Consider the following 15905-nt stretch of genomic DNA (forward strand, 5'->3'; position numbering starts at 1 on the left):
AGCCTCATAGGCTGCGCCGGCAATCAACACCCGACGCGGAGACAAACACACCATGGCCCTTCAGAATCGACGCAACTTCCTTGCAGGTTCCGCCGCCCTCGCCTTGACCGCCTGTGGCGGCGGCGGTGGTGGTGGTAGCGACAGCTCCGGCAGCACCGGCACCACGCCTGTCACCCCGACGCCGACGAACCCGAACGCGGTCCAGACCGCGCTGACCTTCGGCAACGCGTCGGTGCATGACCCGTCCGTCATCAAGACCAACAGCACGTACTACGTCTTCGGCTCCCACCTCGCGGCAGCCAAGACGACGGACCTGATGAACTGGACCAAGCTGGCCGACGGCGTCGACAACAACAACCCGTTGTTCGGCAACAAGGTCACGACGGAGCTGGCCGCCACCTTCGCGTGGACCACCGTGACCGACCTGTGGGCCCCCGACGTGGAGCAGCTGCCCGACGGCAAGTTCTACATGTACTACTGCTCGTGCCAGGGCAGCAGCCCGCTGTCGGCGCTGGGCGTGGCCGTGGCCACCAGCGTCGAAGGCCCGTACGCGAACAAGCAGATCCTGCTGAAGTCCGGCATGGTGGGGGTGTCGGAAGACGGCACCACCTACGACGCGACCAAGCACCCCAACGTCGTCGACCCGCAGGTCTTCAAGGACGCGTCGGCGGCAGGCAACTGGTGGATGGTCTACGGCTCGTACTCCGGCGGCATCTTCATCATGAAGATCGATCCGACGACGGGCCTGCCCGTGGCCGGCCAGGGCTATGGCAAGCACATCCTGGGCGGCAATCACGCCGAGATCGAGGGCGCCTACATCCTCTACAGCCCGACGAGCAAGTACTACTACCTGTTCACGTCCTGGGGCGGCCTGGCGGCCAACGGCGGCTACAACGTGCGTGTCGCTCGCTCGCTGAATCCGGACGGCCCCTACCTGGACGGCTTCGGCACCGACATGGCCACCGTGCGGGCCAGCGTGCCCTTCGACCGCCCCAGCATCCAGGACAACGGCATGAAGATGATGGGCGGCCACAACTATGTGAACGCCGCCTTCGAGACCGGCACGGCGCTGGGCTACGTCTCGCCGGGCCACAACTCGGCCTACTACGACGCGACGACGGACAAGTACTTCATCATCTTCCACACGCGCTTCCCGAGCCTCGGCGAGTACCACGAGATCCGCGTGCACGAGATGCACCTGAACGAGGACGGCTGGCTGGTCATCGCGCCGCTGCGTTATGCGCCGCTGAGCCTGGCCAGCCCCGCGCAGGCGGCCACCGTCACCGCCACGGATGCCGCCGGCACGTACAAGCTGGTCAACCACGGCAAGGACATCACGGCGACGAGCAAGGCCTCCATCGTCGTGACGCTGAACACCGACGGCAGCGTCGGTGGCACCGGCGGCATGACCGGCACGTGGACGCACAACGGCAACAACAAGATCACCATCGTGAGCGGAGGCGTGACCTACAAGGGCGTACTGTCCCGTCAGTGGAATACGAACTCCAGCGCCTTCGTCGTGAGCTTCAGTGCTATCTCGTCGACCGCCTCCACGGCGGCCGCGACTGGCGTCTCGCTGTGGGCCGTGCGCCTGAGCAGCTGACCATGAAACGCCTGCTGGCCGCATTCGCGCTGGTGCTGTGTGCTCACGGTGCGGGCGCGGCGACGCAGGCCTTCCCGCTGGATCGGGTCCGTCTGCAGGATGGGCCCTTCCTCGACGCGCAGAACACCGACCTGCATTACCTGCTGGCGCTCGACCCCGAGCGCCTGCTGGCACCCTTCCGCCGCGAGGCCGGCCTGCCCGTGCCGGTGCCCAGCTACGGCAACTGGGAGTCCTCGGGGCTGGACGGCCACATGGGCGGCCACTACGTCTCGGCACTCGCGCTGATGTGGGCGTCCACCGGCGACCCGGTCGTCAAGCAGCGGCTGGACTACGTCATCGCCGAGCTCAAGCGCTGCCAGGACAAGATCGGCACCGGCTACCTCGGCGGCATCCCCGACGGCGCCAAGGCCTGGGCGGAAGTCGGCGCGGGCAACCTCAAGGTCGACAGCTTCTCCGTCAACGGCCGCTGGGTGCCCTGGTACAACCTGCACAAGCTCTTCGCGGGCTTGCGCGACGCCTGGGTGCACGCCGGCAACGCCGACGCGAAGGCGATGCTGATCCGCCTGAGCGACTGGGCGCTGCGCCTCACCACGCCGCTCACCGACGCGCAGATGCAGGACATGCTGCGCGCCGAGCACGGCGGCATGAACGAGGTGCTGGCCGACGTGTCGCAGATGACCGGCGACCTGCGCTATCTCGCGCTCGCGCGGCGCTTCTCGCACCAGGTCATCCTGCAGCCGCTGGCCGCCGGCCAGGACCGGCTCACGGGCCTGCACGCCAACACGCAGATCCCCAAGGTCATCGGCTTCCAGCGCATCGCACAGCTTGCGGGCGAGGACGAAGGCCACCGCGCGGCCGAGTTCTTCTGGAAGACGGTGACGGAGAAACGCACCGTCGCCATCGGCGGCAACAGCGTCAAGGAGCACTTCCACCCGGCCGACGACTTCCGGCCCATGCTCAACGAGGTGGAAGGCCCGGAGACCTGCAACAGCTACAACATGCTGAAGCTGACGGCGATGCTGTCGGAAGTCCAGCCCGAGCAAGGTGCCTACACCGACTTCTACGAGCGCACGCTCTACAACCACATCCTCGCGTCGCAGCATCCGGGCGAGGGCGGCTTCGTCTACTTCACGCCCATGCGGCCACAGCATTACCGCGTCTACTCCAAGGTGGACGAGGCCATGTGGTGCTGCGTGGGCTCCGGCATCGAGAGCCACGCCCGCCACGGCGAGTTCATCTACACGCACGACGACGACTCGCTCTACGTCAACCTCTTCATCGCGTCGAAGCTCGACTGGCGCGAACGCGGCATCCACATCACGCAGAGCACGCGCTTCCCGGACGAGCCACGCACGCGGCTGACGGTGAACGACGACGGCGAGTTCGCGCTGAAGATCCGCTACCCTGGCTGGGTCGCGCCCGGCGCGCTGAAGGTCAAGCTCAACGGCAAGCCCGTCGCGGTGACGGCCAAGCCGGGCGGCCACGTCGAACTGCGCCGTGCGTGGAAGGCGGGCGATCACGTCGATGTCGAGCTGCCGATGCGCACGACGCTGGAGCCCATGCCCGGCCTGAAGAACTACGTCGCCGTGCTGCACGGCCCCATCGTGCTGGCCGCCAAGACGCCGCAGGCCGGCGAGAAGCTGGCCTTCACGGCCGATGGCTCGCGCATGGGCCACATCGCGCAGGGCGCGGTCTGCCCGCAGGACGCCGCGCCCGTGTTCGTGAGTGACCAGGCCGACTTCATCCGCCGCTTCAAGCCCGTGCCGGGCCAGCCGCTGACCTTCACGGCGCCCGGCCTGATCCAGGGTCGCAAGGATGCCGACAAGCTGCAGCTGATTCCCTTCTTCCGCCTGCACGACTCGCGCTACATGCTCTATTGGCCGCGTGCCACGACAGCCCAGCAGAGCCTGCTGCGCGTGGAGCTGGCCAAGGCCGAGGAAGCCCGCCTGGCGCTGGACGCGCAGACCATCGATCAGGTCGCGCCCGGCGAGCAGCAACCCGAGTCCGACCATGGCTTCAAGGGCGAGGGCGCCGAGAACGGCATCGCGCCGGCCGGCCGCTGGCGGCATGCGAAGCAGTGGTTCAGCTACGACCTGAACGACGCCAAGGCCGAAGCCCGCGCGCTGAGGTTGAGCTTCGCCAAGGGCGACGCCGGTCGCCGCTTCGACCTCGTCGTCAATGGCCAGCTCATCGCCGAGATCACGCTCGACCGGCCCGACACGCCGGACGAGATCTACACGCGCGACTTCCCGCTGCCCGCCGAACTCGTGCGTGCGGCCGGCGGCAAGCTCAACGTGAGGTTCGTTGCCAAGCCGGGCAGCATCGCCGGCGGGCTGTACGGACTGCGTCTGATGAGGTGACCGAATGAAGCGAAGGCAGGCTCTGAAGCAGTTGTCCGCCCTGGCTTCGGCCGGGGCGCTGCCGTTGGCACGGGCGGCAGATCCGAAGGCGGCATTCCAGCCCAGTTGGGAGTCGCTGGCCGGCTACGCGACGCCCGACTGGTTCCGCGACGCCAAGTTCGGCATCTGGGCCCACTGGGGCCCGCAGTGCCAGCCGGAGTTCGGCGACTGGTATGCCCGCGAGATGTACGTGGAGGGCAGCCGCGCCTACCGGCATCACGTCGCCACCTACGGCCACCCGTCCAGGTTCGGTTTCAAGGACGTCATCCACGAATGGCGTGCCGAGCACTGGGACCCGGACGAGCTGCTGGGTCTCTACAAGTCGGCTGGCGCGCGCTACTTCATGGCGCTGGCCAACCACCACGACAACTTCGACCTGTTCGACAGCCGGCACCACGCGTGGAACGCCACGCGCATCGGCCCGCAGCAGGACATCGTCGGCCGCTGGGCGCAGGCGGCGCGGCGTCAGGGTCTGCCCTTCGGTGTCAGCGTGCACGCGGCTCATGCCTGGACCTGGTACGAGACCGCCCAGCGTGCCGACAAGACCGGCCCGCTGGCGGGCGTGCGCTACGACGGCCGGCTGCGGCGCGAGGACGGCCGCGGCCAGTGGTGGGACGGTCTGGACCCGCAGGCGCTGTACGCGCAGGACCACCCCTTCAGCGCGGGCAGCGAGGCCGACCACCGCGCCATCCACAAGCAGTGGGAATGGGGCAACGGCGCGAGCCCGCCGTCGCCGGCCTACTGCCGCAATTTCCTCGCCCGCACGCTGGACCTGCTGGACCGCTACCAACCCGAGCTGCTGTACTTCGACGACACGGCGCTGCCGCTGTGGCCCGTCAGCGACGTGGGCCTGGAGATCGCGTCCCACTTCTACAACCAGCACCTGCGTGCCGGTGGCAGGACCGACGCCGTCCTGTTCGGCAAGATCCTCGACGAACAGCAGCGCCGCTGCATGGTGTGGGACATCGAGCGCGGCCAGAGCCAGCAGATCGAGCCGCTGCCCTGGCAGACCGACACCTGCATCGGCAACTGGCACTACGACCGCGCTGTGCTGGAGCGACATGGCTACAAGTCCGCCGCCACCGTCGTGCAGACGCTGATCGACGTGGTCAGCAAGAACGGCAACCTGCTGCTCAGCGTGCCCGTCAAGGGCGACGGTCGCATTGACGCCGACGAGCGCCGCATCGTCGAGGGCGTCGGCGCCTGGATGCGCGTCAACGGCGAAAGCATCTACGGCACGCGGCCGTGGACGACCTTCGGCGAAGGCCCGGCGCTGGCCGCCTCGGCGCCGCTGACGGCCCAGGGCTTCAACGAAGGCAAGGGCCTGCCGCTGGGCGCCCAGGATTTCCGCTTCACCGCCAAGGGCGAGGCCGTCTACGCCAGCAGCTTCGCGCTGCCTGCCGATGGCCGCTGGCTGATCCGCAGCCTGGCCCAGGGCCGCCACCCGACCGTGCGCCGCGTCGACCTGCTGGGCGGCCCCGAGGCGCTGGCCTTCGAGCAGACGGCCGAGGGCCTGCAGGTCCAGCTGCCCGCCGGCGTGGCCCCTGGCCCGGCCCAGGTGTTGAGAATCACCTGACGCCGGCGCCGGAAGTCATATCGAAAGTGACATGACTCCGGCCAAAAAAGTCATTGGCCGCACATCACCCACCTTCTAGCATCCGCCTACAACACTGGAGACAACCGAATGATGAAGCTGATCGCCCGCCGCACGTTGCTTGCTGCCGCGCTGGCCCTGCCCTCTGTCGGCGCCCTGGCCGCCGGCTTGACGATGGGCTTTTCCCAGGTCGGTGCCGAAAGCGAATGGCGCACCGCCAACTCCGCGTCCATCAAGGCCGCCGCCAAGGAGGCCGGCATCACGCTGAAGTTCGCCGACGCGCAGCAGAAGCAGGAGAACCAGGTCAAGGCCATCCGCAGCTACATCGCGCAGAAGGTCGACGTGATCGCCTTCTCGCCGGTCGTCGAGAGCGGCTGGGACACGGTGCTGAAGGAGGCCAAGGCCGCCGGCATCCCCGTCATCCTGACCGACCGCGCCGTCAAGGTCGCCGACCCGTCGCTGTTCGTCACCTTCATCGGCTCCGACTTCGTCGAGGAAGGCCGCAAGGCCGGCCGCTGGCTGCTGGAGCGTGCGGCCAAGACACCGAACGCCAGCCTGAACATCGTCGAGCTGCAGGGCACCGTGGGCTCGGCGCCGGCCATCGACCGCAAGAAGGGCTTCGAGGAAGTCATCAAGACCAACCCCAAGCTGCAGATCATCCGTTCGCAGTCCGGCGAGTTCACGCGCGCCAAGGGCAAGGAAGTGATGGAGTCCTTCCTGAAGCAGCGCGACAAGAAGATCGACGTGCTGTATGCGCACAACGACGACATGGCCATCGGCGCCATCCAGGCGATCGAGGAAGCCGGCCTGAAGCCGGGTGTCGACATCGTCATCATCTCCATCGACGGCGTGCGCGGCGCGTTCGAGGCGATGAAGGCCGGCAAGCTGAACGTGACGGTCGAGTGCAACCCGCTGCTGGGCCCGCAGCTGATGCAGCTGGCCAAGGACATCGTCGCCAAGAAGCCGGTCGACAAGCGCATCACGGTGAACGAGGGCGTGTTCCCGGCTGAAGTGGCCGCCAAGGAACTGCCGAACCGGAAGTACTGAGACAGCAACTGGGACGGGCGTTGGGGCCCGTCCGTTGCCTCATGAAGGGCTCGGCGCCTGAGGGCGCCGGGCATGAGCGAGAACTATGAACGTCGACAAATCTGCGCCGGTGCTGGCGCTGTCCGGCATCCACAAAGGCTTCCCCGGCGTCAAGGCGCTGAGCGACGTCAGCCTGCGCCTGTTCCCGGGCGAGGTCCACGCGCTGATGGGCCAGAACGGCGCCGGCAAGTCCACACTGATCAAGGTGCTGACCGGGCTGTACCAGCCCGATGCCGGCACGATCACGCTCGACGGCAAGGTCATCGCCCCCAAGCGCACCGAAGACGCGCAGGAACTGGGCATCCGCACGGTGTACCAGGAGGTCAACCTCTGCACCAACCTCAGCGTCGCGGAGAACATCTGCGCCGGGCGCTTTCCGCGTAAATGGGGTCGCATCGACTGGGCCGCCGTCAACGCCGAAGCGAAGCGAGTGCTGTCGCAGATGGATATCGACATCGACGTCACCGCGCCGCTGTCGCGCTACTCGCTGTCCATCCAGCAGATGGTGGCCATCGCCCGGGCGCTGCGCATCTCGGCGCGCGTGCTCATCCTCGACGAGCCCACGTCCAGCCTGGACGACGCCGCCGTGCAGCGCCTGTTCACGGTGCTGCGCCGCCTGCGTGACCAGGGCCTGGCCATCCTGTTCGTCACCCACTTCCTCGACCAGACCTATGCGCTGGCCGACCGCATCACGGTCATGCGCAACGGCGAGACCGAAGGCGAGTACCTCGCGAGCGACCTCAGCCGCCTGGCCCTCGTCAACAAGATGGTGGGCGCGCCGCCCGACCAGCAGCCGACCCGCCTGGACAGCCGCGCCCCGAAGACCGGCGCCCCTGTATTGAAGGCGGAAGGGCTGAGTCGGCGCGGCGCGCTGCACCCTCTGGACCTTGAACTCAGGCGCGGCGAAGTGCTGGGCCTGGCCGGGTTGCTCGGTTCCGGCCGCACCGAGGCTGCGCGGCTGCTGTTCGGTGCCGATGCCGCCGACGCAGGCCACGTCGCCACCGAAGGCCGCACGGGCCGCTGGCACTCGCCGCGCGAGGCCATCGCCGCGGGCGTGGCCTTCTGCTCCGAAGACCGCAAGCACGAGGGCGCCATCCTGGACCTTTCGGTGCGCGACAACATCCTGCTGGCGCTGCAGGCCAGAGCCGGCCTGCGCCTCGTCATGAGCCGCGAGCAGCAGCAGGCGCTGGCTGACGACTACATCAAGCGCCTGGGCATCAAGACGGCGAGCGCCGACACGCCCATCGGTCAGCTGTCCGGCGGCAACCAGCAAAAGGCGCTGCTCGCGCGCTGGCTCGCGACCGAGCCCGCCGTGCTCATCCTCGACGAGCCCACGCGCGGCATCGACGTGCGCGCCAAGGAAGACTTGATGGACGCCGTGCGCGCGCTGGCTCACAAGGACGATGGCACGGGCATGTCCATCCTCTTCATCTCGTCCGAACTGCCCGAAGTCCTGCATTGCAGCGACCGTGTCCTCGTGCTGCGCGACCGCCGCGCCGCCGGCGAATACCGCCGCGGCGAGCTGGACGAACGCAGCGTGCTTGAAGTGATTGCCGCGGAGCCTGCAGCGGCATGAATTCCCCGAGTCTCCCCATGTCCACCCCAAGTGCCCCGTCCGCCGTATCGCGGGCCTGGAAACATCCGCTCGCGCGGCCGGTCGCCGCGCTCGCGCTGCTGCTCGCCGTCGCCGCCCTCTTCGTGCCCGGCTTCCTGCATCTCGAGATCAAGGACGGCCACCTCTACGGCAGCCTCGTCGACATCCTGAACCGCGCCGCGCCGCTGATGCTGGCGGCCTTGGGCATGACGCTGGTCATCGCCACGCGCGGCATCGACGTGTCGGTGGGCGCCGTCGTCGCCATCGCCGGCACCGTCGCCTGCGTGCTGGTCGGTGAGCACGGCCTGGCTGTGGCCTTCGCGGCCGCGTTGGGCGCCGCAATGCTGTGCGGCCTGTGGAACGGCTTGCTGGTGTCCGCCCTGGGCCTGCAGCCCATCATCGCGACGCTGATCCTCATGGTTGCCGGCCGCGGCCTGGCGCAGCTCTTCACCGACGGGCAGATCATCACCGTCTACGAGCCTGCCTCGTTCTTCTGGTTGGGCGCCGGCCATCTGCTGGGCCTGCCGGTGTCGCTGTTCGTCGTCGCCATCGTCGGCGGCCTGACCGCGCTTCTGATGAAGCGCACCGCTTTAGGCCTGTTCATCCAGACCGTCGGCATCAACCCCGTTGCCGCACGCCTGGCGGGCGTGCGTACGGCGGCCATCGTCTTCTTCGTCTACGTCTACTGCAGCCTCGGCGCGGGGCTGGCGGGGCTGATGATCTCGTCCAACATCAAGAGCGCCGACGCCAACAACGCCGGCCTGCTGCTGGAGCTGGACGCCATCCTGGCCGTCACGCTCGGTGGCGGCCAGCTCAGCGGCGGCAAGTTCAGCCTGGCGGGCAGCCTCATCGGCGCCCTCATCATCCAGACGCTGACGTCCACCATCTACGCCCTCGGCGTGCCGCCGCAGGTCACGATGGTCGTCAAGGCCGTCGTCGTGTTCGCGGTCTGTATCTCGCAGTCCTCCGCCTGGTCCACCTGGAGGAAGGCATGAAGGTCCCGAAAGCACTGAACGCGGCCATGGCCGCGCCCTCCTTCACCGCCTGGGTCAGCGTCGTGCTGATGGTGATCCTGTTTATCGCCGGTGCCACCTGCTACACCGGCTTCGGCTCCACGCAGGTCGTGCTGAACCTGCTGATCGACAACGCCTTCCTGCTCGTCATCGCGGTGGGCATGAGCTTCGTCATCCTGTCCGGCGGCATCGACCTGTCCGTGGGCTCGGTGCTGGCGCTGACGACGATGGTGGCGGCCTGGCTGCTGCAGGTGGCGCACTGGCCAGCCGAGCTGGTCATCCTCATCGTGCTGCTCGGCGGCGCGGCGTTCGGTGCGCTGCAGGGCGTGGTCATCCACGTGTTCAAGCTGCAGGCCTTCATCGTCACGCTGGCCGGCATGTTCCTGGCGCGCGGCCTGTGCTTCCTCATCAGCGTGGACAGCATCACCATCGATTCGCCGCTGTTCGTCACGCTGTCGCAGACACAGATTCCGCTGTTCGGTGGTGCCTTCCTGTCGCCCGGTGCGGTCATCGCGCTGGTCGTGCTGGCGGCGGGCCTGTACGTCGCGCACTGCACGGCCTTCGGCCGCACCGTCTATTCGCTGGGCGGCAACGAGACGTCGGCACTGATGATGGGCCTGGCCGTGGGCCGCACCAAGATCGCCGTCTATGCCTTGAGCGGCTTCTGCGCGTCGCTGGCCGGCCTGCTGTTCGCGTTCTACATGCTCAGCGGCTACGGCCAGCATGCGCAGGGCGTGGAGCTGGATGCCATCGCGGCGGTCGTCATCGGCGGCACCGTGCTGACGGGTGGCTATGGCTACGTGGCGGGCGCGCTGTCGGGCGTGCTGGTGCTCGGGCTCATCCAGACGCTGATCGCCTTTGACGGCACGCTCAGCTCCTGGTGGACCAAGATCGTCATCGGCGCGCTGCTGTTCGTGTTCTGCGCCGTGCAGCGGCTGCTGTCCCTGAAGAAAGCCCAAAGCTGATGAAGAAGCTCCTGCTTGCCGCCGCGCTCGCGTGCGGCCTGGTGTCGGCGCAGGCCGCCATGAACCCGCTGTTCGCTCCGCTCTACACCGCCGACCCGGCCGTGCTGGTGGATGCGGGGCGCGTCTACCTCTTCACCGGCCGCGACGAGGCCCAGCCCGGCGGCAAGGACTTCGTCATGCACGAGTGGCGCGTGTTCTCCACCTGCGACATGGCGACCTGGAAGGACGAGGGCGTCCCCATCAAGGCCAGGGACTTCGCCTGGGCCAAGGGCCGTGCGTGGGCGTCGGACATTACCAAGCGCAACGGCAAGTACTACTTCTACGGGACCGTCGAGCACGCCACCGTGCCGGGCTTCGCCATCGGCGTGGCGGTGTCGGACTCGCCCACCGGGCCCTTCGTCGATGCGCGCGGCACCGCGCTCATCACCAACGACATGACGAAGCAGACCGACATCGCCTGGGACGACATCGACCCGGCCATCTTCATCGACGACGACGGCCAGGCCTATCTGTACTGGGGCAACACGGTGCTGAAGTACGCCAAGCTCAAGCCCAACATGACCGAGCTGGACGGGCCGATCATGGACGTGCCGGTGGCGAACTTCGTCGAGGCGTCCTACCTGCACAAGCACAAGGGCACGTACTACCTCAGCTACTCGCAGCATTTCCCCGAGGAGACGGCCTACATGACCGGCCCGTCACCTACCGGCCCGTGGACACCGCAGGGCGTCGTCATGGAGCGCAACACGAAGACGCCCACCATCCACCAGGCCTTCTTCGACTTCAACGGCAAGAGCTACGTGGCGTATCACAACGCCGAGCTGCCGGGCGGTGGCGAGTACCGGCGCTCGGTGGCGGTCGAGGAGTTTGCGTACCGGGCGGATGGGACGATTCCGTTCATTCACCAGACCCAGTCCGGCCCCAAGCCGAATCCGTCGGCGGGTTGCAAGCCCTGAGTTAAATCCGCGTCCGGCGACGAATAGCGGCGGGTGATGGCCGGCTGAGCGACGCCTTCTGAGGGCGGCTCCGCGGCGACCGGTGCCGCGCCATCTCGTGTCTGGCAGCCTGAAGCGGCGATGCGCATCGCCGTGTTCCGGCGCCGGCCATATCTGCAGTTGGCTGCAGCGAGTATGGATTCAGAGGCTCTACAGAATCTCCGGTAGATCCTGATTCCTCTATCTCAGATAGCGCATCACGCCACAAATCCGGATTGAATGGCTCGACGCCGCTGCCAGGGCGTCATGGTGCCGTCTCCATGTCGATATCAGCAGCGGAAGGCTGCGGGCGACGATATTGCACGCAAAGCCAATCGTCAGTTTGACTCGTGCCATTCGGCGGTGCCACCAGGCCACGGATCACCCCCGAGAGCCCTGCGGGCTGGATGACGTCACCGATACGAATGAGGGTGCTATCTCGCTGATAGCGATATCTCAAGCCCTCACATCAGAAATTCTAATATTTTAGTAGACGCCTTCTCCGTGTTTACCATGAGGTAGCGGTACCACGTTTACAGGGCAGCAACGGGCAAACCCCCAATTTTTACTTTTGGCATTGAACTAGATTTCTCCGCTGATGCTTTGGTGGCCTCACAAGGTAGCGCAATCATCCGCTGGCTGAGCGTGCGTCGGATCAGATGTCTGGCTTGCGTGGCAGTCCGCCGAGCATTTCTAGGCCCCAACCGAAAACATAGCTTGGAGAGAGACATATGAATTGCCAAAAGACTCGTCGGCTTGACGCCAATCGAGGCCGCAAAAAGCCGGTCGTCATCGCCTGCCATTTGACGGCCGCCCTTTTCGCGACTACCGCCGTTCACGCCCAGGAAGAGAAACAATCCCTCGAAACCGTGGTCGTCACGGGTATCCGCAAGTCGCTGGAGACGACGCAGAACCTGAAGCGCATGGCCACCGGCCTCGTCGACGGCATCGTGGCCGAAGACATCGGCAAGTTCCCCGACACCAACCTCGCCGAGTCGATGCAGCGCATCGCCGGCGTGTCGATCGACCGCAACATGAGCGGTGAAGGCTCGCAAGTCACCGTTCGCGGCGTCGGCCCGCAGTTCAACATGGTGCTGCTGAACGGCCGGCAGATGCCGACCTCCAACGGCGCCGGCCGCGCCTTCGACTTTGCCAACCTGTCGTCCGATTCCGTCTCCGCGCTGGAGGTGTACAAGACCGCCCGTGCCTCGTCGCCGACGGGCGGTATCGGCGCCACGATCAACGTCAAGACAGCCCGCCCGCTGGATGTGCGCGAGCGCATTGCCAGCATCGGCATCAAGGCCAACTATGACGAATCGATCGGCCGCCTGCCGAGCGAGATTGCGGGCTCCAAGGTCACGCCCGAAATCTCCGGCATCTATAGCGACAGCTTCGCTGACCGCAAGATCGGCATCGCCATCAGCGGCAGCTACTCCAAGCGCAACTCGGGCTCCAACAACGCATTCACGGGCAACGGCTGGCAAACCGAACCCATCACGACCGGCACGACCGGGACTGCCTATGCGGGTGTGCCGGCCAGCAACCTGGCCAATTTCCCGACCAGCGGCTACGTGACGCACACGAATGATGTGCGTTACCGCGTGACCGACCTGGAGCGCGAGCGTTGGAACGGTCAGGCCGTCCTGCAGTTCGCCCCGACGAAGGACCTGAAGTTCACGCTGGACCACACGCTGGCCATCAACGCGACCAAGCAGAACGCCGTTGAGAACTCCTCCTGGTTCGGCCCGTCGTTCTCGGGCCCCTTGAATGGCCAGCCGCCCACGACCTTCGCCGCGACGAGCCAGGTCTACGACCCGATCATCCAGACGGCCACCTGGGACGGCACGCACGACTACGCGATGTATGTCGCCCAGCAGGCGGTCAAGACCAAGCTGAACTCCACCGGCTTCAATGCCGCCTGGAAGGTCAGCGAGAAGTTGAACTTCGATTTCGACGCTCACCATTCAACGTCCCGGACGAATCCGGACAGCCCCTATGGCGACACCAACGTCATTGACCTGGCACTGTTCAACCAGGGCAACACGACGATGTACTACGACCAGAAGTTCCCGGTCATGAGCTCGCCCGGCTTGAAGTACGACCCCACCAAGACGACTGTCACGGGCTCGCAGTTCACGAACAACATCTCGTACCAGGATGTGGACCAGGTCCAGGCCAGCGGCACCTACAAGCTGAGCGCCGAGGACAAACTGCTGGCGGGTCTCGGCTTCACCAAGCTGAAGAACCGTTCGGCCGGCTCCAACAACTTCCACGGCGACTGGGGTGGCATCGGCCCGCAAGGCTCGTTCAAGGACATGAACGTGGCCCAGTACAGCATCGCCAGCTTCTACGGCCGGATTCCCGGCAGCAGCGACCCGCGTCAGTTCCCGACGTTCTTCGTGCCGAACTTCGACCAACTCCGCGCGCAGGCCGTCAAGAACGCGCAGTTGTATCGTCCGACGTCGCTTTCGGGCACCGGCGGGCTGACCGCGGCGGAGGCAGACGCCTATTTCAAGCCGTACACCGACTTCACCAACGGCAACGACTGGCGGACCACCGAGAAGTCGACGTCGGTCTACGGTCAGTGGGACCACGCCTTCGACACCCAGATCCCGATGAACCTGTCGGTCGGTCTGCGCTATGAGCAGACGAAGATCACATCCTCGTCACAAGTCACTTCCTACAACGGCACCACCTGGTATGCGGAAAACGAGGTGAGGCTCGATGGCGCAACCACGACCTTCGGTACCAAGGACGGCAAGTACAGCTATGTGCTGCCCAGCATCGACTGGGATGCCGACCTGACGGACAAGCTCAAGGTGCGTGCGAGCTTCGGCGAGAACATCGGTCGCCCGAACTTCGGCGACATGCTCGGCGGCGTCTCTCTGAACGCGAACTCGGGCCGCTACAACATCCATGGCGCCGGCTCGACCGGTGACCCGGCACTCAAGCCGCTCAAGTCCAAGAACTTCGACTTCTCCGCCGAGTACTACTACGCCAAGTCGTCGTATGTCGCAGCGGGCGCCTTCTACAAGAAGGTGACCGATTTCACCAGCACGAAGACGGTTCAGCAAACCTTCGCCGGCCTGAACCAGCCCGCCAGCGGCACGTACTACGACGCCGCCCGTGCATCGGGTATTCCTGCTGACAGTCCCAAGCTGCTGCGTAACTACATCTTCCAGCACTACAACGGCCAGCCGGGTGTCACGGTCACCGATGCCAGCGACCCGACCTTCCTGAAGGGCAACATTGCGGGCACCATCCCGGGCGCCCAGCCGCTGATCTTCGACATCACGACACCGTCCAATGCCGGTGGTGACAACATCAAGGGCCTGGAGTTCAACTTCCAGCACATGTTCAACAACAGTGGCTTCGGCGTCTCGGGCAACTACACGCTGGTCCGCACTGGCCTGAAGTACCGCAACGACGCGGCAAGCACCGATGTGCAGTCCCCTCTGCCGGGCGTCAGCGATTCCGCCAACTTGGTGGGCTTCTTCGAGAACGACCAGTGGTCGATCCGTGCCGCCTACAACTGGCGTGATTCGTTCCTCTTGGGTAACGACAACGGCAACAACCCGCGGTACACCGAGGCCTATGGTCAGTTGGACGCGTCCATCGGCTACAAGATTGGCAAGAACCTGACTCTGCAGGCCGACTTGCTGAACCTGAACGATGGCTACATCCGCACCCACGGCCGCAGCAAGAACGAGATCATCTCGGCGATCCAGACAGGTCGCCGTTACCTGGTCGGTGCTCGCTATCGCTTCTAGGCGCTAGCCGCTGGCGACCCCGGCCCCGCGTCATCGCTGGGCCGGCAGGAGTTCAGCCTGGATTCCGATCTGGGCTCATCGCCCCTCACGCAAAACCGGCCGCGGCCGGTTTTGCTTTTCGGGCTCAACGGCCGTCGGCGCGCTTTCGCGCCGACACTGGGGTCATGCGCCTGCTCACCTTCGACCTCACCGACAGCTCCGACGACATCCTCACGCTGGAAGCCATGGCCTCCACCCGTGAGGCCGAGCATGCGGCTGTGATGGCTGAGGCGGAGCAGGTACTGGCCTGGGCGCAGGCCGAGTTCGGTGGCCGGCAGGGGCCGGTGGAGGACGGGAACGCCTGGGACCACGAATTGCTGGTGCAGCGCGAAGAAGGTGGCTGGGTGACGGTGACGCTGACGTTCAGCGCGTCGGCCGAGTTTGCCGAGGCGTTTCAGGCCAGGTTCGCTGAACCCGACGAGGACTGAAGCCGCGGAGTCGGCACATCAGCGCCGCGCCGCCCGAGCGGTGCCGCATCGGCTTTCCAACTCGTGGGCACGGCGTGCCCTTCAGCGATAGACAGGACGATGAGACGTATCTACACCGCATGGAGCGACACCGAAGGTGGCGATATCACGGGCCTCTCGCGTGGCGAGGACCGGCCGACGACGGCTGACGGCGAACCCCTCCCGGGCCACGTGTTCCCGGTCTGGCGGCTGGAGGCCGGAAGCCATGAGGAGGCGATGGCGGTCTACAACATCCGGCGCGGCTTCGGCCCGTACAAGCCATTGGGCGAGCCGGCGCCGTGCCCGGCGTGCGGTGCCCCCTACTACCCCGAAGGCAGCGCGCAGTGCTGGAACTGCGACCACGAGGGCTGAAGCCGCACCGCTCGTGCAGACACCCCTCCTGTCGGGCCGGTGTCGCCGGT

General features: G+C 66.3%; 11 protein-coding genes. All 11 read left to right on the forward strand.

Annotation, left to right across the window (positions count from 1 at the left end; all coding sequences use genetic code 11):
• Positions 1-52: 52 nt before the first annotated feature.
• The 11 genes from ACG04R_RS03390 (at position 53) to ACG04R_RS03440 (ending at position 15855) form a co-directional block, all read left to right on the forward strand.
• The gene (locus ACG04R_RS03390; protein ID WP_394406454.1) at positions 53-1603 is read left to right on the forward strand and encodes a family 43 glycosylhydrolase; all 1551 of its coding nucleotides are present in this window, start codon (positions 53-55) and stop codon (positions 1601-1603) included.
• Between the two features lie 2 nt (positions 1604-1605).
• Positions 1606-3963, forward strand: coding sequence for a beta-L-arabinofuranosidase domain-containing protein (locus tag ACG04R_RS03395; protein WP_394406455.1), 2358 nt, complete (start codon positions 1606-1608; stop codon positions 3961-3963).
• Positions 3964-3967: 4 nt separating this feature from the next.
• Positions 3968-5578 carry an alpha-L-fucosidase gene (locus tag ACG04R_RS03400; RefSeq protein ID WP_394406456.1) on the forward strand — a complete coding sequence of 537 codons (1611 nt, stop codon included), beginning with the start codon at positions 3968-3970 and terminating at the stop codon, positions 5576-5578.
• Between the two features lie 111 nt (positions 5579-5689).
• Positions 5690-6643, forward strand: coding sequence for an ABC transporter substrate-binding protein (locus ACG04R_RS03405; protein WP_394406490.1), 954 nt, complete (start codon positions 5690-5692; stop codon positions 6641-6643).
• Between the two features lie 85 nt (positions 6644-6728).
• The gene (locus ACG04R_RS03410) at positions 6729-8258 is read left to right on the forward strand and encodes a sugar ABC transporter ATP-binding protein (RefSeq protein WP_394406457.1); all 1530 of its coding nucleotides are present in this window, start codon (positions 6729-6731) and stop codon (positions 8256-8258) included.
• Positions 8255-9271 (forward strand): ABC transporter permease, encoded by a 1017-nt coding sequence (locus ACG04R_RS03415; protein WP_394406458.1) that lies wholly within the window; start codon positions 8255-8257, stop codon positions 9269-9271. Before ACG04R_RS03410 ends, ACG04R_RS03415 begins: the two co-directional genes overlap by 4 nt.
• Positions 9268-10254, forward strand: coding sequence for a galactofuranose ABC transporter, permease protein YjfF (gene yjfF / locus ACG04R_RS03420; RefSeq protein ID WP_394406459.1), 987 nt, complete (start codon positions 9268-9270; stop codon positions 10252-10254). Before ACG04R_RS03415 ends, yjfF begins: the two co-directional genes overlap by 4 nt.
• Positions 10254-11210, forward strand: a complete 957-nt coding sequence (locus tag ACG04R_RS03425; protein WP_394406460.1) for a glycoside hydrolase family 43 protein — start codon at positions 10254-10256, stop codon at positions 11208-11210. Before yjfF ends, ACG04R_RS03425 begins: the two co-directional genes overlap by 1 nt.
• A gap of 887 nt (positions 11211-12097) precedes the next feature.
• On the forward strand, positions 12098-14998 hold the full coding sequence (locus tag ACG04R_RS03430) for a TonB-dependent receptor (RefSeq protein WP_394406461.1): 2901 nt from the start codon (positions 12098-12100) through the stop codon (positions 14996-14998).
• Positions 14999-15162: 164 nt separating this feature from the next.
• Positions 15163-15465 carry a hypothetical protein gene (locus ACG04R_RS03435; RefSeq protein ID WP_394406462.1) on the forward strand — a complete coding sequence of 101 codons (303 nt, stop codon included), beginning with the start codon at positions 15163-15165 and terminating at the stop codon, positions 15463-15465.
• 99 nt (positions 15466-15564) lie between these two features.
• Positions 15565-15855, forward strand: a complete 291-nt coding sequence (locus ACG04R_RS03440) for a hypothetical protein (protein WP_394406463.1) — start codon at positions 15565-15567, stop codon at positions 15853-15855.
• Positions 15856-15905: the final 50 nt, after the last annotated feature.

This window comes from Pelomonas candidula, from assembly GCF_043555985.1.
Lineage (GTDB): Bacteria > Pseudomonadota > Gammaproteobacteria > Burkholderiales > Burkholderiaceae_C > Pelomonas > Pelomonas candidula.